Below are 25,647 nucleotides of genomic sequence, written 5' to 3'. Positions count from 1 at the left end.
CTGCAGGGGGGACCCTGTGGGAGAGTAGGACGCCGCCGAACTCCTTTTACGGGAAGCCCCGTGTCCTTGTGGCACGGGGCTTTTCCGCGTTTCAGAACCCATTCATGCCGTCGTTCGGCTCTGCCGGCTCTGCCTGTCCTCCTCCGGGTCGGCGACATCGGTGCGACGTGGCGAGACGGCCAGTGGGGCGAGAGGGCCGGTGGGGTGGATGAGGGCTCATCAGAATCTTCTGTGGCCAGTGGTTTTGAGTACCCCTGAGTTCAGGGTATGCTTTACCTCGTTGCCACAGCGCAGCAGGCCCCAATAGCTCAGTCGGTAGAGCGTCTCCATGGTAAGGAGAAGGTCTGCGGTTCGATTCCGCATTGGGGCTCAGTGAAAACAAAGGCCCCCGCCGTTCGGCGGGGGCCTTTCGCATGTTCGGTGCGTCCTTACCCAGTGCCCGTGTGGTGCGAATCGAGGCGGGCGATCTCGTCGTTGAGAGGCGCAAGGCCCCTGCGGCCACGTTCTCCGCCAAGTGGTTCGGATTGCCGGTGCCGGGGATGGCAAGGACGTGTGAACCCTGATGCAGCGTCCAGGCCAGCCGTACCTGCGCCGCTGTCACACCGTGCGCGTGGGCGACGGCGAGCAGTTCGTCCGCGTCGGAGCCCCCGGAGCGTGTGGCACCCGCGCCCTGCTCACGTCCCTGGCCGGCCAGGGCGAAGAAGGGGGCGAATGCGATGCCTCGCTCACCACAGATTCGCAGGACGTTATCCGTGCCCGCGCTGGGCGTATCGAGGCCGTAGCGGTTCTGTACACAGACCACCGGGGCGATGGCCCGGGCCTCGGTCAGATGGACTGCCTTGACTCCGGAGATGCCGAGGTGGCGTACGAGGCCCGCCTCGCGCAGCTCGGACAGTGCACCGAAGTGCTCGGAGAGCGACTCCTGGCCCATGAGACGCAGATTCACCAGATCGAGGTGGTCGCGCCCCAGTTGGCGCAGATTCTCCTCGACCTGGCCGCGCTGCTCGTCCGGCCTCACGGGGGCGATCCACTCGCCCGAGGCGTCCCGTCGCGGACCGACCTTGGTGGCTGTCACCAGGTCCTCGGGGTACGGGGCGAGCGCCCGGTTGATCAGCTCGTTGGCAGACCGCAGAGACGAGAAGTAGAACGTGGCGGTGTCGATGTGGTTCACACCGAGCTCGATCGCCCGTCGGAGCACGCCGATCGACTGCTCACGGTTGCTCGGGGTGCCCAGATGGAAGGCTGCGTTGCCGGTCAGGCGCATCGCACCGAAGCCGAGCCGATTGACTGTCAGATCGCCGAGTTCCCACGTACCCGCGGCTGATGCGCTGATCGTCTTTGGGTTCATGGGCCGCAGTTCCGCAGCGGGCCCGAGCCTCGATGGAATGTGTTCAGAGGGTGGGGGGTTCGGGGACACGCATGGCGAGGATGGCCATGTCGTCGGAAGCCGGATCCACGGCGAAGCGTTCGACTGCCCGCAGGATGCGTGCCGCCACCGCGCCGGCCGTCAGACCGGTACACGTGGAGAGGACGTCCGCCAGACCGTCGTCGCCGAGCATGCGGGTGCCCTCACGGCGTTCGGTGACGCCGTCGGTCACGCACAGCAGGACGTCGCCCGGGGCCAGGGTGACCGTCTGCTCGTACAGTTCGAGGTCCTCGATCACGCCCAGCAGCGGCTGAGGTTCGGCCGCTGCCTCGACCGAGCCGTCCTGACGCAGGCGCAGCGGCAGGGGGTGGCCCGCGCAGACCACCTTCAGGAGCGCGCTCCCGTCCTCCTGGGGCCACAGCTCCCCGTACAGGAGGGTCAGGAAGCGGCTGCGGGCTCCCTCGTCCAGGATGGCGGCGTTGAGACGCTCGAGGACCGCCGGGCCGCCGAAGCCCTCGCGGGCGAGGAGGCGCAGGGCGTGGCGGGCGAGGCCCGTGACGGCCGCGGCCTCCGGACCCGTTCCGCAGACGTCGCCGATGGCGAAGCCGTAGGCACCGTCGCGGATCGGGAAGACGTCGTAGAAGTCGCCACCGACCTCGTTGCCCTCGCCCGCCGCGCGGTAGATGACCTCGATCTCGACATTGGGGACCTCGGGCAGCCCCGGCGGCAGCAGGCTGCGCTGGAGGGACTGACTGATCGCCATGCGCTCCGAGTAGAGGCGGGCGTTGTCGAGTGCGAGGGCGGCACGGCGGGAGAGGTCCTCGGCCAGTTCCAGGATCTCCTGGCGGAAGTGGTCGTCGGAGGGCTTTCCGAGCGTGAGCATGCCGATGACGCGGTTTCGGGCGACGAGTGGCAGGACCACTGTCTCTCCACCCACCGCGGCGGCGGTGGCGAGTGTCGTACGGGCGCCGGAGCCGAGCCCGTCGGGCTCACCGAGGCCGAGCGTACGCATCGAGGCGCGCAGGGCCGCCTGATGGGCGGCCGCGGTCGGGGCCGTCCAGACCCGGGCACCGGGGGTCGGTACGGGGTCGGGGGGAGCGATCCTGGAGAGCAGAGCCTTCAGACCGTCGATGCGCTCCTCGTCCTCGTGCAGGACGTAGGAGAGGTAGGGCTCCGAGGACTGGTCGGCGATCGTGTAGACGGCGCACCAGGTGGCCAGGGTAGGGACCGTCATCTGGGCCATCAGGGCCAGGGTCTGGTCCCGGTCGAGGGTGCCGGCGAGCAGATCGGACGCCTCGACGAGGAAGGAGAGGGAACCGCGGCGCAGGCGCTCCAGTTCGCCGAGCCGGGCCGACTCGACGGCCAGCGCGATGCGGTCCGCGGCGAACTGGAGGCGCAGGGCCTCCTCGTTGGAGTAGCGGCCGGCGGCTTCCGCGGCGACGCCGAGCGAGCCCGTCAGACGTCCCTCGACCTTCAACGGGACGGTGACGACCGAGCGCATCCCCGTACCCCCGAGCAGCGGGACGGCGCCGGGGACGTGGTCGAGGTCTTCGTGGACGGCGGGCATCCGTGCGGAGCCGTAACGTCCGGTACCGGCCTCCACCGGAACCCGGGCGAAACGCTGACGGGCGGAGGGCAGGCCGGTCGTGGCCCGTACCTCCAGTTCCGTCTCGTCGTCCGTCGCCAGCAGCAGGAAGGCCGAGTCGGCGTCGAGCATGTCGCGCGCCCGTTCGACCGTGCGCTGGAGCAGGCCGTCGAGGTCGTCGGGGGCGGGGGAGCCGATGAAGATCTCGAACGGGTCCGCCTTGCGGTGCTCGGTGTTCGCGTCGGACACGGGTGCGCGTGCGGGGGACTGGAGGACGGCGCGTTCGTAGTCGCGGACGAGCAGGCAGACCGTGGACGGTTCACCGCCGGTGTCGCGGACCCGGAGGTGCGAGGCGTAGACGGGGATGGTGCGGCCGTCGGCGCCGCGGATTCCGTAACTGCCCTCCCAGCGTGAGAGTTGCAGTGCTTCGACGATGCCCGTATTGGTGCCGGGTGTCTGCGGCCAGGCGGTGAAGTCGGTGAGCTGCTTCCCGGTGACCTGGTCCACGGCGTATCCGAAGAGGAACGCGGCGTCCTCGTTCCAGGCGGCGATGGAGCCGGTGCTGTCGATCTGCACGACGGCCACCCGGACGCGCTCGTCGGCGACCGGGAGCAGGCCGACCGGGAGCAGGGGACCGGCGGAACGGATGCCCACCGGGCGCTCGGGAAGATCGAGCTGGAACCAGACATGTTTGTGGGTGGGCGAATACTCGACGCCCCACCGGGAGGCGAGTGCCGCGCAGAGCAGCAGCCCGCGGCCGTTCTCACGGTCCGGGCTGCCGAATTGCGGCCCCGAGCTCTGGAGCGGGACCTCGCGCTCCGGATAGTGGTCGGAGACCTCGATGCGGACGCCGTCCTCCGTACGCAGGCACAGCACGTCCGCGGCGGTGCCCGCGTGCACCACCGCGTTGGTCACGAGCTCGCTGGTGAGGACGACGGCGTCGTCGACGACATCCGCGTATCCCCATCCCTGGAGCGTGTCACGGACGAATGCGCGGGCGGTCGCGACCGAGCGCCCGACCGGGTCGAAGGTGGCAGCCGCGCGCGCGGTGATCACAGCACTCCCCATTTGGTGTCTCGTCGCTTCCCCGAGTCCTGTGCCCGTTTCTCGCCGCTTCGATTCGCCTGCCAGGCTAGACGCTCGGTCTCGGTGCCGGATACACGAGGGCCGACTTCGGGCAGGAACGGTGAGGAACAGGAACGTGACGGGACAAGTGTGGGCTTCCCGACAGGGTGATGTGGGGCAACCCTTGGAGGCTGCACCCTGATCGGGTGGGGCCTGGTACGTTTCAACGATTTGACGTCCGCATGGTCACCCGTCGACGGTGGGCTGTGGCGGTGAGCCAATGAGGAACTGGGCAAGCTCCCAGACAAGGACCGAGCTAAACGGTCAACCCCTGCGGGAGGGATCACGGTGGAGTCTGGCGTGGCGGCGCGGGGATCAGGCACGCGCACAAAAGGCGGACAGTCCGTGAAGAAGCAGCGCAATGGAACCATCGAGGTCGACGCGGCGGCACTCAACAGATTGCTGGCGGGCCTGGTGGCCATGCGAGACGGGAATTTCCGCAGGCGCCTGACCGTCTCGGGCGACGGCGTGATGACGGAGATCGCGGCAGTCTTCAACGAAGTAGCCGACCGCAATCTCCATCTCACCGGCGAGCTGGCTCGGGTGCGGCGGGTCGTCGGGCGTGAGGGGAAGCTCGCGGAACGGCTGGAGACGGGTGCCTGCGAGGGCTCCTGGGCCGCAGCCATCGACGCCTCCAACGAACTGGTCGACGATCTGGCCCGTCCGGTCTCGGAGGTCGGCCGGGTGCTGTCGGCGGTGGCCGACGGTGATCTGGAACAGCGCATGGAGCTGCGGTCGCACACCTCCGACGAGACGGTGCGCCCGCTGCGCGGTGAGTTCCTGAAGGTTGCCCGTACGGTCAACAACCTGGTCGACCAGCTGTCGGCGTTCACCGAGCAGGTGACACGGGTCGCGGTCGAGGTGGGTACCGAGGGGAAGCTGGGTGGACAGGCCCAGGTGCGCGGCATGTCCGGTTCGTGGAAAGACCTCACGGACTCCGTGAACACCATGGCCTACCGGCTGACCGCACAGGTGCGGGACATCGCCCTGGTGACGACGGCAGTCGCCAAGGGTGATCTGTCACGGAAGGTCACCGTGCACGTGGCCGGCGAGATGCTTCAGCTGAAGAACACCGTCAACACGATGGTCGACCAGCTGTCGTCGTTCTCCTCCGAGGTGACCCGGGTCGCCCGCGAGGTGGGCACGGAGGGCGAGCTGGGCGGGCAGGCGACCGTGCCCGGTGTGGCAGGGGTCTGGAAGGACCTGACCGACTCCGTCAACACGATGGCCGGGAACCTGACCTCCCAGGTGCGCGGGATCGCCGAGGTGACGACCGCCGTCGCCAACGGTGACCTCTCCCAGAAGGTCACGGTGAGCGCCCGCGGCGAGGTCGCCCAGCTCGCCGAGACGATCAACCAGATGACCGAGACGCTGCGCACCTTCGCCGACGAGGTGACGCGTGTGGCGAGCGAGGTCGGCGGCGAGGGCCTGCTCGGCGGCCAGGCCCAGGTGCCGGGTGCCGCGGGCACCTGGAAGGACCTCACCGATTCGGTTAACACGGTCTTCCGCAACCTGACGACCCAGGTGCGCGACATCGCGCAGGTGACCACGGCAGTGGCCAGTGGTGACCTGTCGCAGAAGGTCACCGTCAACGTGGCCGGCGAGATGCTGGAGCTGAAGAACACCGTCAACACGATGGTCGACCAGCTTCAGTCGTTCGGGTCCGAGGTGACGAGGGTCGCCCGGGAGGTCGGTGTCGAGGGCCGGCTGGGCGGCCAGGCGGAGGTGCCGGGTGCCGCGGGCACGTGGAAGGACCTCACCGATTCGGTGAACACCGCTTTCCGCAACCTGACCGGTCAGGTGCGGGACATCGCCCAGGTGACCACGGCGGTCGCCAACGGTGATCTGTCGCAGAAGGTCACCGTCGACGTGGCCGGCGAGATGCTGGAGCTGAAGAACACCGTCAACACCATGGTGGCGCAGCTGTCCAACTTCGCCGACCAGGTGACGCGGATGGCCCGCGACGTGGGCACGGAGGGGCGCCTCGGCGGCCAGGCACGGGTCGACGGTGTCTCCGGTACGTGGAAGGAGCTCACCGACTCCGTCAACTTCATGGCAGGAAACCTGACCTCCCAGGTGCGCCAGATCGCGCAGGTGACCACGGCGGTGGCGCGGGGCGACCTGTCGCAGAAGATCGACGTGGACGCGCGCGGCGAGATCCTGGAGCTGAAGAACACCATCAACACGATGGTCGACCAGCTCTCCGCCTTCGCCGAGCAGGTGACGCGGGTGGCCCGCGAGGTGGGTACGGACGGGCGGCTCGGCGGCCAGGCACAGGTGCCCGGCGTCGCCGGTGTGTGGCGCGATCTGACGGACTCGGTGAACGGCATGGCCGGCAATCTCACCGATCAGGTCCGCAGCATCGCCCAGGTCGCCACGGCGGTGGCGCGGGGCGACCTGTCGCAGAAGATCGACGTGGACGCGCGCGGCGAGATCCTGGAACTGAAGAACACCCTCAACACGATGGTCGACCAGCTCTCGAACTTCGCCGAGCAGGTGACGCGGGTAGCGCGTGAGGTGGGGACGGAAGGCATGCTCGGCGGCCAGGCCGAGGTGCAGGGTGTGTCCGGTACGTGGAAGGACCTCACCCAGTCCGTCAACGGGATGGCGAACAACCTGACCCTCCAGGTCCGTAACATCGCCGAGGTCACCACCGCGGTCGCCAAGGGCGATCTGTCCAAGAAGATCACCGTCGACGCCAAGGGGGAGATCCTCGAACTCGTGACGACGGTCAACACCATGGTCGACCAGCTGCTCAACTTCGCCGACGAGGTGACGCGGGTCGCCCGCGAAGTGGGTACCGAGGGAATCCTCGGCGGTCAGGCCCGGGTGCGTGGTGCGACGGGTATCTGGAAGGATCTCAGCGACAACGTCAACCTGATGGCCAACAACCTGACCAGCCAGGTGCGGAACATCTCCCGGGTCTCGTCCGCGGTCGCCACGGGCGACCTGACGAAGAAGGTCACCGTCGAGGCGCGCGGCGAGATCGCCGAGCTCGCCGACACCGTCAACACGATGGTGACGACGCTGTCCTCGTTCGCCGACGAGGTGACGCGGGTCGCCCGTGAGGTGGGCACGGAAGGTGAGCTGGGCGGCCAGGCACGCGTTCCGGGTGTCTCCGGTACGTGGAAGGACCTCACCGAGTCCGTGAACTCGATGGCGTCCAATCTGACCGGTCAGGTGCGGCAGATCGCCACGGTCACCACGGCCATCGCCAAGGGCGACCTCACCAAGAAGATCGACATCGACGCGCGCGGTGAGATCCAGGAGCTGAAGAACACCATCAACACGATGGTCGATCAGCTGTCCTCGTTCGCCGAGCAGGTGACCCGTGTAGCCCGTGAGGTGGGCACGGAGGGGCAGTTGGGTGGCCAGGCCCGGGTCCGGGACGTCGACGGCACCTGGCGCGACCTCACCGAGTCGGTGAACGAGATGGCCGGGAACCTCACCCGTCAGGTGCGGGCCATCGCGGCCGTCGCCACGGCGGTCACCCGCGGCGATCTCAATCTCAAGATCGATGTGGACGCGTCCGGCGAGATCCAGGCACTGCAGGACAACATCAATACGATGATCGCCAACCTGCGTGACACCACGGCCACCAACAAGGAGCAGGACTGGCTCAAGGGCAATCTCGCCCGGATCTCCGGTCTGATGCAGGGTCGGCGTGATCTCGACGACGTGGCCTCGCTGATCATGAGCGAGCTGACTCCGGTCGTCTCCGCGCAGCACGGTGCGTTCTTCCTGGCCATGCCGACCGGTGACACCGACGCGGTGGGGCCGGAGAGTGACAAGGACAGCTCGTACGAACTCCGGATGAGGGGCAGCTACGGATACTCGGCGGGTTCGATGCCGACTTCGTTCCGGCCCGGTGAGACGCTGATCGGCACCGCGGCGGAGGAGAAGCGGACGATTCAGGTGGACAATGTTCCGCCTGGATATCTGAAGATTTCCTCCGGGCTCGGTGAGGCGCCGCCCGCGCATGTGATCGTGCTGCCGGTGCTGTTCGAGGGGAAGGTCCTCGGTGTGATCGAACTTGCCTCGTTCCAGCCGTTCACCCATATCCAGCGGGACTTCCTCAATCAGCTCGCCGAGATGATCGCGACGAGCGTCAACACCATCAGCGTCAACACGAAGACCGAGAAGCTCCTTGAGCAGTCGCAGGAGCTGGCCGAGCAATTGAGGGACCGTTCGAAGGAGCTGGAGATCCGCCAGCAGGCGCTTCAGGCCTCCAACGCCGAGCTGGAGGAGAAGGCCGAGCTGCTGGCCCAGCAGAACCGCGACATCGAGGTCAAGAACACCGAGATCGAGGACGCCCGGCAGGTCCTGGAGGAACGCGCCGAACAGCTCGCGGTCTCGATGCGCTACAAGTCCGAGTTCCTGGCAAACATGTCGCACGAGTTGCGTACCCCGCTCAACTCGCTGCTCATTCTGGCCAAGCTGCTCGCGGACAACGCCGAGGGGAATCTCTCGCCGAAGCAGGTGGAGTTCGCCGAGACGATCCACGGGGCCGGTTCCGACCTGCTGCAGTTGATCAATGACATCCTCGACCTGACGAAGGTCGAGGCGGGCAAGATGGATGTCAGTCCGACCAGGATCGCGCTGGTCCAGCTGGTCGACTATGTGGAGGCGACCTTCCGGCCGCTGACCGCGGAGAAGGGGCTCGACTTCTCCGTACGGGTGTCGCCGGAGCTTCCCGCGACGCTGCACACGGACGAGCAGAGGCTGCTCCAGGTGCTGCGCAATCTCCTTTCCAACGCGGTGAAGTTCACCGACAGCGGAGCGGTCGAGCTGGTGATCCGGCACGCCAGCACGGATGTGCCGAACGCCATCCGTGAGCAGCTGCTGGAGGCCGGATCGCTGCATGACGCCGACGCCGATCTGATCGCCTTCTCGGTCACCGACACCGGCATCGGGATCGCGTCCAGCAAGATGCTGGTGATCTTCGAGGCGTTCAAGCAGGCCGACGGGACGACCAGTCGCAAGTACGGCGGCACGGGACTCGGCCTGTCCATCAGCCGGGAGATCGCGCGGCTGCTGGGCGGTGAGATCCACGCGGCGAGCGAGCCGGGCCGCGGCTCGACGTTCACGCTGTATCTGCCGCTGCACCCGAGCGAGCTGCCGCCGCAGGGCTATCCGCAGGTGGGTCCGGGGGCCGTCGAGGCACACGGTGCAGTGGTCGAGGAGGGTCCGTTCACGGGCGTCCGTCCGGGCGTCGGCCCGGCGGTGAGTGTGCACGATCCGGCCGGAGCCGGCGGACCGGCGCGGAGCCGCAAGCCCCTGGGGAGCTCGGTGCGACGGCTCGCGCTGCCGTCGCGCGCCGCCGCACCGGCGTCTGCACAGGAGCCGTGGGCGCTCGGCGGGCAGGAGGAACCGGAGGTGCGCAGGACGTTCCGGTTCCACGGCGAGAAGGTGCTGATCGTCGACGACGACATCCGTAACGTCTTCGCGCTCACCAGCGTGCTGGAGCAGCACGGTCTCGCCGTGCTGTACGCGGAGAACGGGCGGGTGGGCATCGAAGTCCTGGAACAGCACGACGATGTGACGGTCGTACTGATGGACATCATGATGCCGGAGATGGACGGCTATGCCACGACGGCGGCGATCCGCAGGATGCCGCAGTTCGCGGGGCTGCCGATCGTCGCGCTCACGGCCAAGGCCATGAAGGGCGACCGGGAGAAGGCCATCGAATCCGGCGCTTCCGACTATGTCACCAAGCCTGTCGATCCTGATCATCTCCTCTCCGTAATGGAGCAGTGGATGCGCGGAGAGTGATCATTTATTGAGGGAATCGCGATGAGTTGATGATTGGCTGTGCTCACAGGGGTGTGAGAAGGCGCTGTACGGGGAACCTTCTGGTCCCCCACCGCGTTTTTCCTGTGTGCACAGTGACATCGCGGTGACAGGGTGTGGCGACGGGCGGGGTGCAGCTACCATGACCGGCACAAGGACGGACGGCGCAAGGGAGTCGTCCCCTGGGGCGGCGCCCGGTGCAATTCCGGGGCGAGGAGGACGGGCCATGGTGCAGAAGGCCAAGATCCTCCTGGTCGATGACCGGCCGGAGAATCTGCTGGCGCTGGAGGCCATCCTCTCTGCGCTCGATCAGACCCTGGTACGGGCATCGTCAGGGGAGGAAGCGCTCAAAGCGCTGCTCACGGACGACTTCGCGGTCATTCTGCTGGACGTCCAGATGCCGGGCATGGACGGTTTCGAAACGGCCGCGCACATCAAGCGGCGGGAACGGACCCGGGACATCCCGATCATCTTCCTCACCGCGATCAATCACGGTCCGCATCACACCTTCAGGGGTTACGCGGCGGGCGCGGTGGACTACATCTCGAAGCCGTTCGACCCGTGGGTGCTGCGGGCCAAGGTCTCGGTCTTCGTCGAGCTGTACATGAAGAACTGCAAGCTGCGCGAACAGGCGGCGTTGCTGCGGCTCCAGCTCGAAGGCGATGTCAACGGCGACACGGGCCACGAGAACGAGCCCGCGGGACTGCTGGCCGAACTCTCGGCGCGTCTCGCAGCCGTCGAGGAGCAGGCCGAAGCGCTGTCCAAGCAGCTCGACGACGAGTCGGCGGACGCCGCGGCCGTGGCCACCGCCGCCCACCTGGAGCGGAAGCTGACCGGCCTGCGCCGGGCGCTCGACGCGCTGGAACCCGGCACCGGAAGCGGCGCGAGCGTCGTTCCCTCGTAATATCGTGCCGCGGCGCGGAGCCACGGCGGGAGCGGTCCGGCCGTGCGACCTGCCGTCGGCCAACGGCGCTTGTCCGGGGCTTCGACCCAACTTCCCTGCCGCCCGGCCCGTTCGACAGCGGGAACGAGGGCTTCCACCGGTACGGACACGTGAGAGCGCGTCAGTTTGCTGCCTCTGCAAGGCGACACGGACGGGTGAAGCGGCAGGCGCGCGTGTTCACGGCCGTCGACACCGGTAACCTCGGCACCATGGCCTCACGTACGTCCGGCAAGGGTTCCCAGGGCACGGCGGGCACCGCGAAGCGCGTCGGCCGTACCGCGGGGCCGGCCAAGAAAGCCGCGCCCGCGAAGAAGACCGCCGCGAAGAAGACCGCGCCTGCGAAGAAAGCTCCCGCCAAGAAAGCGGCCGCGCCCAAACCGGCACCGTCGCCCACCGGTGGTGTGTATCGGGTGGCTCGTGCCGTCTGGCTCGGCGCGGCCCACGCCGTGGGTGCGATGTTCCGCGGCGTGGGCCGCGGTGCCAAGGGACTCGATCCCGCACACCGCAAGGACGGCGTCGCCCTGCTGCTGCTCGGCCTCGCGCTGGTCGTCGCCGCGGGTACCTGGTCGAATCTGCGCGGACCCGTCGGTGACCTCGTCGAGATGCTCGTCACCGGGGCCTTCGGGCGACTCGATCTGCTGGTGCCCATACTGCTCGGCACCATCGCGGTACGGCTGATCCGCTACCCGGAGAAGCCCGAGGCCAACGGCCGTATCGTCATCGGGCTCTCCGCCCTGGTCATCGGGGTGCTCGGGCAGGTGCACATCGCATGCGGATCGCCCGGCCGGGGAGACGGCACCACGGCGATGCAGGACGCGGGCGGACTCATCGGCTGGGCGGCCTCCAAGCCGCTGATCTACACGATGGGTGAGGTTCTCGCCGTACCGCTGCTGCTGCTGCTCACCGTCTTCGGGCTGCTGGTCGTCACCGCCACCCCGGTGAACGCCATTCCGCAGCGGCTGCGTCTGCTCGGCACCAAGCTGGGCATCCTCGACCCGGTCCACGACCCCGAGGCGGACGAGGAGAACGACGACGAGCGCTACGACGAGCAGTGGCGCGAGTCGCTCCCCGCCCGCTCCCGCCGCTCCTCCGCACGCCGTTCTGAAACATCCGCGGAGTACGACCCCGACCGGGCGGAGGCCGACGCTCTCTCCAAGCGCCCGAGGCCGCGCAGGCCTTCCGTGCAGCCCGCGATGAACCGCACCATGGACGCGGTGGATGTGGCCGCGGCCGCGGCCGCGGCGCTCGACGGGGCGGTGCTCAACGGCATGCCGCCCTCGCCGATCGTCGCCGACCTCACCCAGGGCGTCTCCGTCGAGCGTGAACGCCCGGGTACGCCGGTGCCGGGCGCCAGGGAGGGCGAACCCGCCACCGGGGGAGGCAAGCCGGACAAACGGGCGGTGCCCGCGGGTGGTGTTCCCGATCTGACGAAGCCCGCGCCCGACCGGTCGCAGTCCGAGCCGCTGCCGGCCCGCGCCGAACAGCTGCAGCTCTCCGGCGACATCACCTACTCGCTGCCCTCGCTCGACCTGTTGGAGCGTGGTGGCCCGGGCAAGACCCGCAGCGCCGCCAACGACGCGATCGTCGCGTCCCTGACGAACGTCTTCACCGAGTTCAAGGTCGACGCCGCCGTGACCGGCTTCACCCGCGGACCGACGGTCACCCGCTACGAGGTGGAGCTCGGTCCTGCGGTGAAGGTCGAGCGGATCACCGCGCTCGCCAAGAACATCGCGTACGCCGTCGCCAGCCCCGACGTCCGGATCATCTCCCCGATCCCGGGCAAGTCGGCGGTCGGCATCGAGATCCCCAACACCGACCGGGAGATGGTCAACCTCGGCGATGTGCTGCGCCTCGCGGACGCCGCCGAGGACGACCACCCGATGCTGGTCGCGCTCGGCAAGGACGTCGAGGGCGGCTATGTGATGGCCAACCTGGCGAAGATGCCGCACGTCCTGGTGGCCGGTGCGACGGGTTCCGGCAAGTCGTCCTGCATCAACTGCCTGATCACCTCGGTCATGGTGCGGGCGACGCCGGACGACGTCCGCATGGTGCTGGTCGACCCCAAGCGGGTCGAGCTGACCGCGTACGAGGGCATCCCGCACCTGATCACACCGATCATCACCAACCCCAAGCGCGCCGCCGAGGCTCTCCAGTGGGTCGTACGGGAGATGGACCTCCGGTACGACGACCTCGCCGCGTTCGGATACCGGCACATCGACGACTTCAACCAGGCCGTCCGCAACGGCAAGGTCAAGCCGCCGGAGGGCAGCGAGCGCGAGCTCTCGCCGTACCCGTACCTGCTCGTGATCGTCGACGAGCTGGCCGACCTGATGATGGTCGCTCCGCGTGATGTGGAGGATGCCATCGTCCGTATCACCCAACTGGCCCGCGCCGCCGGTATCCACCTGGTGCTCGCGACGCAGCGGCCCTCGGTCGACGTCGTCACTGGTCTGATCAAGGCGAACGTGCCTTCACGGCTCGCCTTCGCGACCTCCTCGCTGGCCGACAGCCGCGTCATCCTCGACCAGCCCGGTGCCGAGAAGCTGATCGGAAAGGGTGACGGTCTGTTCCTGCCGATGGGGGCCAACAAGCCCACCCGTATGCAGGGTGCCTTCGTCACCGAGGACGAGGTCGCGGCCATCGTCCAGCACTGCAAGGATCAGATGGCGCCGGTCTTCCGCGAGGACGTGGTGGTCGGAGCGGCCAAGAAGAAGGAGATCGACGAGGACATCGGCGACGACCTGGACCTGCTGTGCCAGGCCGCCGAGCTGGTCGTCTCCACCCAGTTCGGTTCCACCTCGATGCTGCAGCGCAAGCTGCGGGTCGGCTTCGCCAAGGCCGGCCGGCTGATGGACCTGATGGAGTCGCGAAACATCGTCGGTCCGAGTGAGGGATCCAAGGCCCGCGACGTCCTGGTGAAACCGGACGAGCTGGACGGGGTGTTGGCACTGATCCGCGGGGAATCCGCTTCGTAGGTGAAGTACGGGCAACCGTTTCGCCGGGTCGTACGTCAAGTTGAAGGGAGGGACGGCAAAATTGTCCTTCTCGGGGTGGCCCGGTGAAGCCGACGGCGTTCGAGTCTGATGGCGTACAAAGTCCTTCCTCCCGGTTGCCCCACCCTTTCGTACCCCCCCTAGACTGAACATCCAGCAGGTGGCTCACGCTCGAAAGGCGCCCCCGTGTCCATCGGCAACTCCCCCGAAGACGACCGGCCTTCGATCGGTCGAGTGCTCCAGCAGGCTCGTATCGCCGCAGGTATCACGGTCGAAGAAATCAGTTCGTCCACCCGGGTGCGCATCCCCATCGTGCACGCGATCGAAGAGGACGACTTCTCCCGCTGCGGCGGCGACGTGTATGCGCGCGGCCATATCCGTACCTTGGCGCGTGCCGTCGGCATCGATCCGGAACCGCTGGTTTCGCAGTTCGACGCCGAGCACGGCGGCCGTCCCGCACCCACGCCCGCGGCGCCGCTGTTCGAGGCCGAGAGAATCCGTTCCGAGCCCCGGCGGCCCAACTGGACCGCGGCCATGGTCGCGGCGATCGTCGCCGTCGTCGGGTTCGTCGGCTTCACCTTCTTCAAGGGCGGCGACGACACCCCCAAGACCACTCAGGTCGCCGAGGGCTCGACACCCAACACGAAGAGCCCCGCGCCGAAGACCAGCAAGTCCGTCGATCCGAAGCCGGCGCCCTCCGACAGCGCCATCGCCGCGGCACCCCGCGACAAGGTGACGGTGAAGCTCAGCGCCAACCAGGGCAAGAGCTGGATCTCCGCCAAGGACCACAACGGCCGGCTGCTCTTCGACGGTCTGCTCCTCCAGGGCCAGTCCAAGACCTTCCAGGACCAGGAGCGGGTCGACCTCGTCCTCGGTGACGCCGGGTCCATCGAGCTCTTTGTGAACGGCAAGAAGGTCGAGGACAAGTTCCAGCCCGGTCAGGTCGAGCGGCTCTCGTACACGAAGGGCGATCCGGCGGTCGGCTGACCAGTACACGCGAGGTTCCGAAGCGGGACCGGCGACAGGGCGGGTGCCCGGCAGGACTGCCGGGCACCCGCCCTGTTGTTACTCGGTGTAACGGGGGAACCCTGCACGGCAGGGCGAGTGCTGGGACAAAGTAGTCTTGAGCCCATGCCCGAACGCCGTACCGTCGCCCTTGTCACTCTTGGCTGCGCCCGTAACGAGGTGGACTCGGAGGAGCTCGCAGGCCGCTTGGCAGCGGACGGCTGGGAGCTCGTCGAGGACGCCTCCGACGCCGATGTCGCCGTCGTCAACACCTGTGGATTCGTCGAGGCCGCCAAGAAGGACTCCGTCGACGCCCTCCTCGAAGCCAATGATCTGAAGGACCACGGCAGAACCCAGGCCGTGGTCGCCGTCGGCTGCATGGCCGAGCGCTACGGCAAGGACCTCGCCGAGGCCCTGCCCGAGGCGGACGGCGTCCTCGGATTCGACGACTACGCCGACATCTCGGACCGCCTCCAGACCATCCTCAACGGCGGCATCCACGCCTCGCACACCCCGCGCGACCGCAGAAAGCTCCTGCCGATCAGCCCGGCCGAGCGGCAGGACGCCGCAGTGGCCCTGCCGGGGCACGCGCAGGACGCCGCACCGGTCCCCGCGCCCGCGGACCTCCCCGAGGGCGTCGCACCGGTCTCCGGACCGCGGGCGCCGCTGCGCCGGCGGCTGGGCACCAGCCCCGTGGCCTCGGTGAAGCTCGCCTCGGGCTGCGACCGTCGCTGCTCGTTCTGCGCCATCCCGTCCTTCCGGGGCTCCTTCATCTCGCGGCGCCCCTCGGACGTGCTGGGGGAGACCCGCTGGCTGGCCGAGCAGGGCGTGAAGGAGGTCATGCTGGTCTCCGAGAACAACACCTCGTACGGCAAGGACCTCGGCGACATCCGACTGCTGGAGACGCTGCTGCCGGAGCTCGCCGACGTCGAGGGGATCGAGCGGATCCGGGTCAGCTACCTGCAGCCCGCGGAGATGCGGCCGGGCCTCATCGACGTACTGACCTCGACCCCGAAGGTGGCGCCGTACTTCGACCTGTCCTTCCAGCACTCGGCTCCCACCGTGCTGCGGGCGATGCGGCGCTTCGGTGACACCGACCGCTTCCTGGAGCTTCTGGACACGATCCGCGGCAAGGCGCCGCAGGCCGGTGCGCGCTCCAACTTCATCGTGGGCTTCCCCGGCGAGACCGAGGAGGACCTGGCGGAGCTGGAGCGCTTCCTCACCGGTGCCCGGCTCGACGCCATCGGAGTCTTCGGCTACTCCGACGAGGAGGGCACCGAGGCGGTCGGTTACGAGAACAAGCTGGACGCCGATGTCATCGCGGAGCGGCTCGCGCACATTTCGCAGCTGGCCGAGGAGCTGACCTCGCAGCGTGCGGAGGAGCGCCTCGGGGAGACCCTGCAGGTGCTGGTCGAGTCCGTCGACCCCACCGAGGACGAGCCACGCGCGGTGGGGCGCGCGGCGCACCAGGCCCCCGAGACGGACGGCCAGGTCCTCTTCACCACACGCGAGGGTCTCGCGCCCGGCCGTATGGTCGAGGCAAAGGTGGTGGGCACCGAGGGAGTGGACCTGGTGGCCGAGTGTTCCGAGCTCGTGGAGGCAGCCAGATGACGGGAGTCCCGGCATCCGCGGCAGGCGGCTCCGGCGCGAAGCCGGTCCGCGGCGGCAAGCTGGGCAGTGCGGCCGTCAACCAGGCCAGCCTGTGGAACATCGCCAATCTGCTCACCATGCTGCGTCTGGTGCTGGTGCCCGGCTTCGTGCTGCTGCTGCTGCACAACGGCGGTTACGACCCGGTCTGGCGGTCGTTCGCCTGGGCGGCGTTCGCCGTCGCCATGATCACGGACCTGTTCGACGGTCATCTCGCGCGCACGTACAACCTGGTCACCGACTTCGGAAAGATCGCCGACCCGATCGCGGACAAGGCGATCATGGGCGCGGCGCTGATCTGCCTGTCGTACCTCGGTGATCTGCCCTGGTGGGTCACGGGTGTGATCCTCTTCCGCGAGATCGGCATCACTCTGATGCGGTTCTGGGTGATACGACATGCGGTGATTCCGGCCAGTCGCGGCGGAAAGATGAAGACTCTGGCGCAGGGGACGGCTGTCGGGATGTACGTCCTGGCGCTGACCGGTCCACTTGCCACCCTCCGCTTCTGGGTGATGGCGGTGGCCGTCGTGCTGACGGTCGTCACCGGGCTCGACTATGTGCGCCAGGCCGTCGTACTGCGGCGCAAGGGGCTCGCGGCCGAGCAGGCCGCTGGAGCGAAGGCCACCTCAGGGGCTGCCGCGGGGACCGCGGATTCTGCGGGGAATGCGGGCTCCGGGACGTCCGAGGGAACTGCCGGTTCCGAGGGAACTGCCGGTTCCGGGGGAGCCGGGGCGTCCGAGGGGGCCGGCCCGGTCTCCGGGGCCCGGGGTGGCCGTGGTTCGGCGGAGGCCGAGCGGTGACTGCCGCGGCCCAGGTGCTGGAGCTGCTGGAGCAACGCGGGGAGACCCTTGCCGTCGCCGAGTCGCTGACCGGCGGTCTGGTCGCGGCGGAGCTGACGTCCGTACCGGGTGCCTCCCACTCCTTCCGCGGGTCCGTGACGGCGTACGCAACGCCCCTGAAGAGGGAATTGCTGGGTGTGGACGGTGGCCTCCTGGCGGAACGCGGCGCAGTCGACCCGGAGGTGGCGCGCCAGATGGCGGCAGGCGTGCGCCGGGTTCTCGGTACAGACTGGGGTATGGCCACCACCGGCGTCGCGGGCCCCGAGTCACAGGACGGCAAGCCCGTAGGCACGGTCTATGTTGCGGTGGCCGGGCCGGACGGCGCGGAGAATGTGGCCGCGCTGCGATTGAACGGCGGGCGTGAGGACATCCGTAGAGAGAGCGTACGGAGCGTGCTCGCATTGCTCTGCGCCGAACTCGGCAAGAATGCAAGCGCACAGGATACGGAACAGAACGGGGGGAATTGATGTTTGCAGCCCTGAGTGAACACGACATCGCTCCCCGCACGGCCGCGGCGCAAGGCGGTACGGTGGGGCGTGAAGGATGCGGCTACGCGGTCCGAGGAGGGAGCCACCGATGATTCTGCTCCGTCGCCTGCTTGGTGACGTGCTGCGTCGGCAGCGCCAGCGCCAAGGCCGTACTCTGCGCGAAGTCTCCTCGTCCGCCCGAGTCTCGCTCGGCTATCTCTCCGAGGTGGAGCGGGGGCAGAAGGAGGCATCCTCCGAACTGCTCTCCGCCATTTGCGACGCGCTTGACGTACGGATGTCCGAGCTCATGCGTGAAGTGAGCGATGAGCTGTCGCTGGCCGAACTGGCCGAGTCGGCAGCAGCCGGCGATCAGGTGCCTGTGCCGGTACGTCCCATGCTCAATTCCGTCTCCGTGACGTCGGTCGCAGGTGTGCCGACGGGACGGGTGACCATCAAGGCGCCCGCGGAAGCGGTGGATGTCGTCGCCGCCTGACCCGCGCGGTCCGGTGTGAATCGGAGCCCCGGTCGGCCCCTCTGGGGTAGGCCGGGGCTTACGCATGTCCGGGTGATCCCGGGCGTGCAGAGGGCCAGGCGGAGAGCGCCTGGACCGTTCGGAGCGGGAGGTGCGCCCTGAACGGGGCAGAGCGGCAGATCGCCGTGCCCGAAGGGGCCGCGGTGGTTGAAGAAGGTTCCAAGGACGAGATCAAGGGCAAGGCCGAGGAGGCCATGGGCAGGATGACCGGCGACCGGCGCAAGGGGGCCGGAGGCAAGGCGGGCCGGGCCGAGGGGGCCGGCCGAGGACGCCGCGAGTGGGGTTCGGGAACGGACTGCGGGTGTCAAGGATCGCCTCCCCGCCCGTGACAAGCACTGAGCGTGGTTGTCGGGCCCCGTTCGAGGCGTTGGGGGCTCAGCGCCTCCGCGGCGTCGTTCGCTCTGGATGCGGTATGGGCACTACCGGGTGAGACTGCGGAGAGAAGGGCGCCGATCGGCGTGATCGCACAGGGGTCGCGCATCGGGCCCCCGCCGGCGAGTCTCCGGCAGAGGCAGGGCACAGCACGCTCGGGGAGTTCCAGGCGAGAGCGCACAACGGTATACGGCTGCGTACTGCGCGCCGGTGGTGCACCGGTGCGCCCTCCCGCCGCGCGAGCGGACCGGACTAGGTTCGGCCGGAGGAGGCAGCCATGGTACGGCGGTGGGTACCGGCGCTCGTTCTCGGCGGAGCGTGGTGGTGGGCCGTGCTGCGGCTCATGCTGGAACCGGCCCATGCGGGGCTTGTCGAGGGTGCGGTGGCGGCGGGCGGATGGGGGTTGAGCCTTCTGCCCGTGCATGCGGCCGCGACCGCCGGGTCCGCGGGGGCCGGCGGGGCGGATGCGGACACGGGACGGTGGTCCGGTGTCCCGGTACGGTGCGCGCGTTGGTGCTCTACTGCCGGGACGCGCTACGCGGGTCGATGGCCCGGTGCTGCGATACGCGGCGTCGACCGGGCTCGGCGGACTACCAGGGCATGGCTACGCCGCCGTTCGGGCGGAGGATCTGGCCGGTCATGAAGGCCGACGCGTCGGAGGCGAGATACAGCAGGGCATGGGCGACGTCCTCGGCTTCGCCGACCCGGCCGAGCGGGGACATCCGCGCCATCGTGGTCTCCGCCCGGTGTTGCAGGTCCGCGTCGTGGCGGGCGGTCATGGGTGTACGGATCCAGCCCGGGGCGACGGCGTTGACGCGGATCGAATGAGGTCCCAGCTCGGTCGCCAGGGTTTTCGTCAGCTGGACGACCGCCGCTTTGGCCGCGCTGTAGCAGAGCAGTCCCGGGCTTGCGGCGTCGACCGCCCCCGAGGCCATGGTGATCAGCGAGCCGGGCGCGCCGCGCGCGATCATGCTGCGCGCCACTTCCTGGCAGGCGGACAGAACACCCTTGAAATTGACGGAGAGCACCCGGTCGAGGTCCTCGTCCGCGGTCTCCAGGACGCTGCTCGTATGCATGATCCCGGCGACGGCAGCCAGTATGTCGAGGTCGCCCGCGGCGGCGACGGCGGCCCTGATCCGACTGCGGTCGGTGACATCGAGGGTGTGTACATGGGATGTGCCACCCGCTTCGGCGATCAGGTCCCGGGTCTCCAGCAGGCCCTTCTCGTCGCGGTCCGCACAGTGCACGGTGGCGCCCGCTGCCGCGAGCAGGACGGCTCCGGCGCGGCCGATGCCGCCGGCCGCGCCAGTGATGAACGCGGAGCGGCCGGTGAGGTCGTACGCGGTGAGGGACATGACCGGGACGTTACGACTGGATCTGACGGATCGTCAACTAGTGTGTGGGGCCCGATTGGCAGCGCGGACACCAGTAGGCGGGTCGGGAGTCCTGGTCCGCCGTGCGGATGGGTGTGCCGCAACGCAGGCACGGCCGGCCGGTCCTGCCGTAGACCCAGAGCCTTTCGTGCGGGCCGTGTCCGCGGAGTACGGCACCGGTGGTCGTGCGCATGGGGCGGTCACGGTTGGCTTCGAGGAGCCGCTTGGCCGTGGTGACGAGGCCGGCGGCGGTGGGGGCGGCCAGGTCGCCGGCGGGGAGCCAAGGTGTGACACGGGCGAGGAAGCAGAGCTCGGCCGTGTAGACGTTTCCGATTCCGGCAAGATTGCGCTGGTCCAGGAGGGCCTCACCGAGGGGGCGGGCGGGGTCGCTGAGCAGATTGCGCAGAGCGGTGTCAGGGTTCCAGTCGGGGCCCAGCAGATCGGGGCCGAGATGTCTGACCGCCTGATCCTCGTCGCGGGTGCGGAGGAGTTCGAGTACGGGGAGCCGGTAGCCGACGGCCGTGTGCTCCGTGTTGGCGAGGACGGCGCGGATCTGGTGGGCGGGTCCGCCGCGCCAGCGCTCACCAGGGGCGTAGACCCGCCAGGCGCCGTCCATCCGCAGGTGGCTGTGGAGGGTGAGACCGCCCTCGAGGCGGGTGAGGAGATGCTTTCCGCGCGAAGCGACGTCCAGAACCGCCCGGCCGGTGAGGTCTGCGGTGGCGAACCGCGGGACGCGCAGGTCGGAGCGGGTGAGGATCCGGCCGGCCAGCGCGGTGCGCAGACGTCCGGCGGTCTGCAGGACGGTGTCTCCTTCGGGCATGCCTCCATGATGCGGGGTGCGGGACGGTGGGGCGCGAGGTGAACGGAGCGCCGGGGGCGCGAGGCGTGCGGCGGTTCAGGCGCGCAGACGGAGTCCTCTCGGCGTGGCCAGGAAGCCGGCTGCCTCCAATGTGCGGCCGAGGGGAGAGGTCAGGGACGAGGCGCCGTTGGTGCGCTCCACCGTGACCGTGCCGAGCGCCCCCGCTCGGGCGGCGGCCGCCAGCGCCGCGGCTGCCGCGAGAAGCGTCGGATCCTCCGGATCGGTGGGCCAGGCCAGCAGCGTCTTGCCGCCGCGCTCCATGTACATCGTCAGCTCGCCGTCGACCAGCACCACCAGGGCGCCGGCCTTGCGGCCCGGCTTGTGCCCGGCACCGTCCGGCGGCTCGGGCCAGGGCAGCGCCGCGCCGTAGGCATTGGCCGGGTCCGCCGCGGCGAGAACCAAGGCGTGGGAGGCGGCGCCCGGTTGTGTACGGTCGTGTGCGGTGGAAATGGCACGCAACCGGTCGACCGCCCCGTCCATCGCGAACTGGGCCGCCCCCAGGCCCTCGACGACGTAGCCGCGCCGGGCCTGCCCGTTGTCCTCGAAGGCGGAGAGGACGCGGTATGTGGCGGAGAAGCCGCCCTCGACACCCTCGGCCTGGACCGCGCCGCGGGTCACCACCCCGTGACGGTCGAGGAGGGTGCGGGCCAGGGCGTGCGCACGGTGCGTGGGGTCGGGTTCGATGACGGGGAGCAGGGACCAGCGGCCCGAGACGGTCGGGGGGCCGGTGCGGGACGCGGGCCGGGCGGCGGCGGTGAGCGAGCCGTAACGCGCGCGCGGCACGCTCCGTTTGGCGCGGTGGGCGGTCGACCCCGCCGTGCGACCGGAGCCGAGGAGCGAACGCAGCGGGGCGAGTGTGTCATTGGTGAGCCGGCCCGACCAGGCCAGGTCCCATACGGCGTCCGCCAGTTGCGGATCGGTGCAGTCCGGGTGCGTGGTGGCGCGGACCTGATCGGAGATCTGCCGGAAGAACAGTCCGTAGCCACCGCTCAGGGCGGTCAGGACGGATTCGTGCAACGCGCTGAGTTCGAGCGGGTGCGGCGGCGGGAGGAGCAGAGGTGCGCTGTCGGCGAGGTAGAGGGAGAGCCAGCCGTCCTTTCCGGGAAGGGCACCCGCCCCGGCCCAGACGACCTCTCCGGTGGTGGTCAGCTCGTCCAGCAGCGCGGGGGTGTAGCCCGTGACCCGGTTCGGCAGGATCAGCTTCTCCAGAGCCGACGCGGGGACCGGCGCGCCCTGCAACTGCTCGATGGCGCGGGCCAGTCCGTCGATTCCGCGCAAGCTGTTGTTGCCGAGGTGCTGCCACTGCGGAAGGAATCCGGCGAGGGCGGTCGGCGGGACCGGCTCCAGCTCGTGGCGGAGCGCGGCGAGCGAGCGGCGGCGCAGTCGGCGCAGCACGGTCGCGTCGCACCACTCCTGACCGATGCCGGCGGGGTGGAACTCGCCCTGCACGATCCTGCCGGTCGCGGCGAGCCGCTGCAGTGCGCCGTCCGTGACGGCCGTGCCGAGGCCGAAACGTGCGGCGGCCTCGGTGGAGGTGAACGGCCCGTGCGTACGGGCGTACCGGGCGAGGAGATCACCGAGGGGGTCCTTCACCGGTTCGGTGAAGGCCTCGGGCACGCCGACCGGGAGGGCGGTGCCCAGCGCGTCGCGCAGCCGTCCCGCGTCCTCGATCGCGGCCCAGTGGTCCGCTCCGCCGATCCGGACCCGGATGGCCCGGCGGGCGGCGGAGAGCTCCGGAGCCCATGGAGGCCGGGCGCCGCGCTCGACCAACTCCGCCTCGGTGAGCGGGCCGAGAACGCGGAGGAGATCGGCCACCCCCTCGACGTCCTTGACCCGGCGGTCCTCGGTCAGCCACTGGAGCTCCTGCTCCAGCTCGGTCAGGACATCGGCGTCCAGCAACTCGCGCAGCTCGGCCTGGCCGAGGAGTTCGGCCAGGAGGTGGGAGTCGAGGGAGAGCGCGGCGGCCCGCCGCTCGGCGAGGGGCGAGTCGCCCTCGTACAGGAACTGGGCTACATAGCCGAACAGGAGCGAGCGGGCGAAGGGCGAGGGCTCCGGGGTGGTCACCTCGACCAGCCGGACCCGACGGGCTTCGAGGTCACCCATGAGTTCCGTGAGCCCGGGGACGTCGAAGACGTCCTGGAGGCATTCGCGGACCGCTTCCAGGACGATCGGGAACGAGCCGAACTCGGAGGCGACCTGGAGCAGTTGCGCGGCGCGCTGCCGCTGTTGCCAGAGCGGGGTGCGCTTGCCGGGGCTGCGTCGCGGCAGCAACAGGGCCCGCGCCGCGCACTCGCGGAACCGTGAGGCGAACAACGCTGATCCGCCTACCTGGTCGGTGACGATCTGACCGATCTCACCCTGGTCGAAGGTCACGTCCCCGGCGCCGACAGGCGGCTGCTCGCTGTCGTACGAAGGGCCCGGCAGCGGTACCGGATCCCGGACAGGGTCCTGCGCCGCGCCCTGCACCGGATCGAAGTCCAGGAGGTCCAGGCCCATCAGGTCCGCGTCGGGCAATCGCAGCACTATGCCGTCGTCGGCATGCATCACCTGGGCATCCAGTCCGTACCGCTCGGCGAGGCGGGCGTTCAGCGCCAGCGCCCAGGGGGCGTGCACCTGCGCGCCGAACGGGGAGTGCACGACGACCCGCCAGTCACCCAGCTCGTCACGGAAACGCTCGACGAGGATGGTCCGGTCGTCCGGCACATGACCACAGGCGCGGCGCTGTTCGTCGATGTAGGACAAGGTGTTGTCGGCGGCCCAGACGTCGAGGCCGGCGGCGAGCAGGCGCTGCCGGGCATCCTCCGGAGACATCCCGCCGATTTCCCGGAGGAACGCACCCAGCGCACGTCCCAGCTCCAGCGGACGGCCCAGTTGGTCGCCCTTCCAGAACGGCAGCCGGCCCGGAACACCGGGGGCGGGCGACACCAGGACCCGGTCGCGGGTGATGTCCTCGATCCGCCAGGACGTGGTGCCCAGCGTGAAGACGTCGCCGACCCTGGACTCGTACACCATCTCCTCGTCCAGCTCACCGACCCGGCCACCGCCCTTCTTGGGGTCGGCACCGGCGAGAAAGACCCCGAAGAGCCCACGGTCGGGGATGGTCCCCCCGGAGGTGACGGCGAGCCGCTGGGCACCGGGGCGGCCCGTGACCGTACCGGCCACCCGGTCCCAGACCACACGCGGACGCAGTTCGGCGAAGGCGTCGGACGGATAGCGGCCGGCGAGCATGTCGAGCACGGCGGTGAACGCCGATTCGGGCAGGGACGCGAAGGGGGCGGCGCGACGCGTCAACGCCAGCAGTTCGTCCACCTGCCAGCTGTCCAGGGCGACCATGGCGACGAGCTGCTGGGCCAGCACGTCCAGCGGGTTGGACGGGATACGGAGCGCCTCGATGGAGCCCTCGCGCATTCGCTCGGTGACCACGGCCGCCTGCACCAGATCGCCCCGGTACTTCGGGAAGACCACGCCGGTGGAGACCGCACCGACCTGATGCCCGGCCCGGCCGACCCGTTGCAGACCGGAGGCCACCGACGGCGGCGACTCCACCTGGATCACCAGATCGACCGCTCCCATGTCGATGCCCAGCTCCAGACTGGAGGTGGCGACCACGGCCGGCAGCCGCCCCGCCTTGAGGTCCTCCTCGACCTGGGCACGCTGTTCCTTGGAGACCGAGCCGTGGTGGGCGCGGGCGAGCAGCGCGGGGGCGCCCTTCGCCGCGCCGGACTCGGCCATGATCTCGGCGGGGGAGTGGGCCTCGGCGATCGTCTCACCGGTGAGCCGCTCGTACGCGATCTCGTTGAGCCGGTTGCACAGCCGCTCCGCGAGGCGGCGGGAATTGGCGAAGACGATCGTGGAGCGATGCTCCTGGACGAGGTCGACGATGCGTTCCTCGACGTGGGGCCAGATCGACGGCTTGTCCGCCTGGCCCGCCTGGTCGGTGTCGGTGGCGGGCGAGCCGCCGAGTTCGCCCAGATCCTCGACCGGCACGACCACCGACAGGTCGAACCGCTTGGTGGACGGTGGCTGGACGATCTCCACCTTCCGCTGCGGTGAGAGGAATCGCGCGACCTCGTCGACCGGACGCACCGTCGCCGACAGCCCGATCCGACGGGCGGGCCGCGGAAGCAGTTCGTCGAGACGCTCCAGCGATACGGCGAGGTGCGCGCCCCGCTTCGTACCCGCCACGGCATGCACCTCGTCGAGGATCACCGTCTCGATGCCGGACAGCGCCTCCCGGGCCGAGGAGGTCAGCATCAGGAACAGCGATTCGGGCGTGGTGATCAGGATGTCCGGCGGCCGGGTCGCCATCGAACGACGCTCGGCGGCGGGGGTGTCGCCGGAGCGGATTCCCACGCGGACCTCGGGCTCGGGCAGCCCCAGCCGCATCGACTCCTGGCGGATGCCGGTCAGCGGTGAGCGGAGATTGCGCTCGACATCGACCGCGAGGGCCTTGAGCGGCGACACGTACAGCACACGGCAGCGCTTCTTCGCCTCGGCGGGCGGCGGGACGGACGCCAGCCCGTCCAGCGCGGCGAGAAACGCGGCCAGGGTCTTGCCGGAGCCGGTGGGCGCGACGACCAGCACGTCCGAGCCCTCGCCGATCGCGCGCCAGGCGCCTTCCTGCGCGGCGGTGGGCGCGCTGAAGGCACCCGCGAACCAGCCGCGGGTCGCGGGGGAGAACGAATCGAGCGCAGAGCCGGCCATGTCCCCCATCGTGCACCCCGCCACTGACAACGGCCGTGACGGCCACC

Annotated in this window: 13 protein-coding genes, 1 tRNA gene and 2 pseudogenes; 11 read left to right on the top strand and 5 right to left on the bottom strand. The window is 69.4% G+C overall.

Annotated elements, in window-relative coordinates; translation table 11 throughout:
- Positions 1–297: 297 nt before the first annotated feature.
- Positions 298–370: transfer RNA gene (locus ACIQCZ_RS16505), tRNA-Thr, on the top strand.
- A 58-nt stretch (positions 371–428) separates the two neighbouring features.
- Here the strand turns inward: ACIQCZ_RS16505 and ACIQCZ_RS16500 are convergent.
- Positions 429–1,348 (bottom strand): annotated as a pseudogene (locus ACIQCZ_RS16500) (aldo/keto reductase).
- Between the two features lie 43 nt (positions 1,349–1,391).
- Entirely contained in the window at positions 1,392–4,007 is a 2,616-nt protein-coding gene (locus tag ACIQCZ_RS16495; RefSeq protein ID WP_402282907.1) for a SpoIIE family protein phosphatase, read from the bottom strand.
- Between the two features lie 414 nt (positions 4,008–4,421).
- On the opposite strand from ACIQCZ_RS16495, the gene ACIQCZ_RS16490 reads away from it, so the two are divergent.
- The 10 genes and pseudogenes from ACIQCZ_RS16490 to ACIQCZ_RS16445 form a co-directional block, all read left to right on the top strand.
- Positions 4,422–9,848 carry a HAMP domain-containing protein gene (locus ACIQCZ_RS16490; protein ID WP_402282905.1) on the top strand — a complete coding sequence of 1,809 codons (5,427 nt, stop codon included), beginning with the start codon at positions 4,422–4,424 and terminating at the stop codon, positions 9,846–9,848.
- 244 nt (positions 9,849–10,092) lie between these two features.
- Positions 10,093–10,770 carry a two-component system response regulator gene (locus ACIQCZ_RS16485; protein WP_402282903.1) on the top strand — a complete coding sequence of 226 codons (678 nt, stop codon included), beginning with the start codon at positions 10,093–10,095 and terminating at the stop codon, positions 10,768–10,770.
- A 248-nt stretch (positions 10,771–11,018) separates the two neighbouring features.
- Positions 11,019–13,784 carry a DNA translocase FtsK gene (locus tag ACIQCZ_RS16480; RefSeq protein ID WP_402282901.1) on the top strand — a complete coding sequence of 922 codons (2,766 nt, stop codon included), beginning with the start codon at positions 11,019–11,021 and terminating at the stop codon, positions 13,782–13,784.
- A gap of 204 nt (positions 13,785–13,988) precedes the next feature.
- Positions 13,989–14,789: a helix-turn-helix domain-containing protein gene (locus tag ACIQCZ_RS16475; RefSeq protein WP_402282900.1), complete on the top strand. Its 801-nt coding sequence runs from the start codon at positions 13,989–13,991 to the stop codon at positions 14,787–14,789.
- Between the two features lie 144 nt (positions 14,790–14,933).
- Positions 14,934–16,418, top strand: coding sequence for a 30S ribosomal protein S12 methylthiotransferase RimO (gene rimO / locus ACIQCZ_RS16470; protein ID WP_376284243.1), 1,485 nt, complete (start codon positions 14,934–14,936; stop codon positions 16,416–16,418).
- Entirely contained in the window at positions 16,415–17,254 is an 840-nt protein-coding gene (gene pgsA, locus ACIQCZ_RS16465) for a CDP-diacylglycerol--glycerol-3-phosphate 3-phosphatidyltransferase (RefSeq protein WP_402282898.1), read from the top strand. Before rimO ends, pgsA begins: the two co-directional genes overlap by 4 nt.
- Complete coding sequence (locus ACIQCZ_RS16460) at positions 17,251–17,760, top strand: CinA family protein (RefSeq protein WP_402282896.1); 510 nt, start codon at positions 17,251–17,253, stop codon at positions 17,758–17,760. Before pgsA ends, ACIQCZ_RS16460 begins: the two co-directional genes overlap by 4 nt.
- 109 nt (positions 17,761–17,869) lie before the next feature.
- Positions 17,870–18,253, top strand: coding sequence for a helix-turn-helix transcriptional regulator (locus ACIQCZ_RS16455; RefSeq protein WP_351086112.1), 384 nt, complete (start codon positions 17,870–17,872; stop codon positions 18,251–18,253).
- A 182-nt stretch (positions 18,254–18,435) separates the two neighbouring features.
- A complete protein-coding gene (locus tag ACIQCZ_RS16450; RefSeq protein WP_402282894.1) occupies positions 18,436–18,621 on the top strand; it encodes a CsbD family protein in 186 nt (61 codons plus the stop codon).
- A gap of 320 nt (positions 18,622–18,941) precedes the next feature.
- Positions 18,942–19,142 (top strand): annotated as a pseudogene (locus ACIQCZ_RS16445) (hypothetical protein); the annotation flags it as partial.
- 112 nt (positions 19,143–19,254) lie between these two features.
- Here ACIQCZ_RS16445 and ACIQCZ_RS16440 read toward each other — a convergent pair.
- From ACIQCZ_RS16440 to ACIQCZ_RS16430, 3 genes are all read right to left on the bottom strand, one after another.
- Entirely contained in the window at positions 19,255–20,019 is a 765-nt protein-coding gene (locus ACIQCZ_RS16440) for an SDR family NAD(P)-dependent oxidoreductase (protein WP_402282893.1), read from the bottom strand.
- A 37-nt stretch (positions 20,020–20,056) separates the two neighbouring features.
- Positions 20,057–20,857 carry a DNA-formamidopyrimidine glycosylase family protein gene (locus ACIQCZ_RS16435; RefSeq protein ID WP_402282891.1) on the bottom strand — a complete coding sequence of 267 codons (801 nt, stop codon included), beginning with the start codon at positions 20,855–20,857 and terminating at the stop codon, positions 20,057–20,059.
- A 75-nt stretch (positions 20,858–20,932) separates the two neighbouring features.
- The gene (locus tag ACIQCZ_RS16430; protein WP_402282889.1) at positions 20,933–25,600 is read right to left on the bottom strand and encodes a DEAD/DEAH box helicase; all 4,668 of its coding nucleotides are present in this window, start codon (positions 25,598–25,600) and stop codon (positions 20,933–20,935) included.
- Between the last annotated feature and the right edge of the window lie 47 nt (positions 25,601–25,647).

Origin of the sequence: Streptomyces sp. NPDC093149 (assembly GCF_044754145.1) — a bacterium.
GTDB lineage: Bacteria > Actinomycetota > Actinomycetes > Streptomycetales > Streptomycetaceae > Streptomyces.
Note: the sequence above shows the minus strand (reverse complement) of the source record. Positions and strands in the feature narration are given on the sequence as shown.

Coding starts and splice junctions, on each gene's coding strand:
- ACIQCZ_RS16485 (WP_402282903.1), top strand. CDS start 10,093: ATGGTGCAGAAGGCCAAGATCCTCCTGGTCGATGACCGGCCGGAGAAT.
- ACIQCZ_RS16480 (WP_402282901.1), top strand. CDS start 11,019: ATGGCCTCACGTACGTCCGGCAAGGGTTCCCAGGGCACGGCGGGCACC.
- rimO (WP_376284243.1), top strand. CDS start 14,934: ATGCCCGAACGCCGTACCGTCGCCCTTGTCACTCTTGGCTGCGCCCGT.
- pgsA (WP_402282898.1), top strand. CDS start 16,415: ATGACGGGAGTCCCGGCATCCGCGGCAGGCGGCTCCGGCGCGAAGCCG.
- ACIQCZ_RS16455 (WP_351086112.1), top strand. CDS start 17,870: ATGATTCTGCTCCGTCGCCTGCTTGGTGACGTGCTGCGTCGGCAGCGC.
- ACIQCZ_RS16440 (WP_402282893.1), bottom strand. CDS start 20,019: ATGTCCCTCACCGCGTACGACCTCACCGGCCGCTCCGCGTTCATCACT.
- ACIQCZ_RS16435 (WP_402282891.1), bottom strand. CDS start 20,857: ATGCCCGAAGGAGACACCGTCCTGCAGACCGCCGGACGTCTGCGCACC.
- ACIQCZ_RS16430 (WP_402282889.1), bottom strand. CDS start 25,600: ATGGCCGGCTCTGCGCTCGATTCGTTCTCCCCCGCGACCCGCGGCTGG.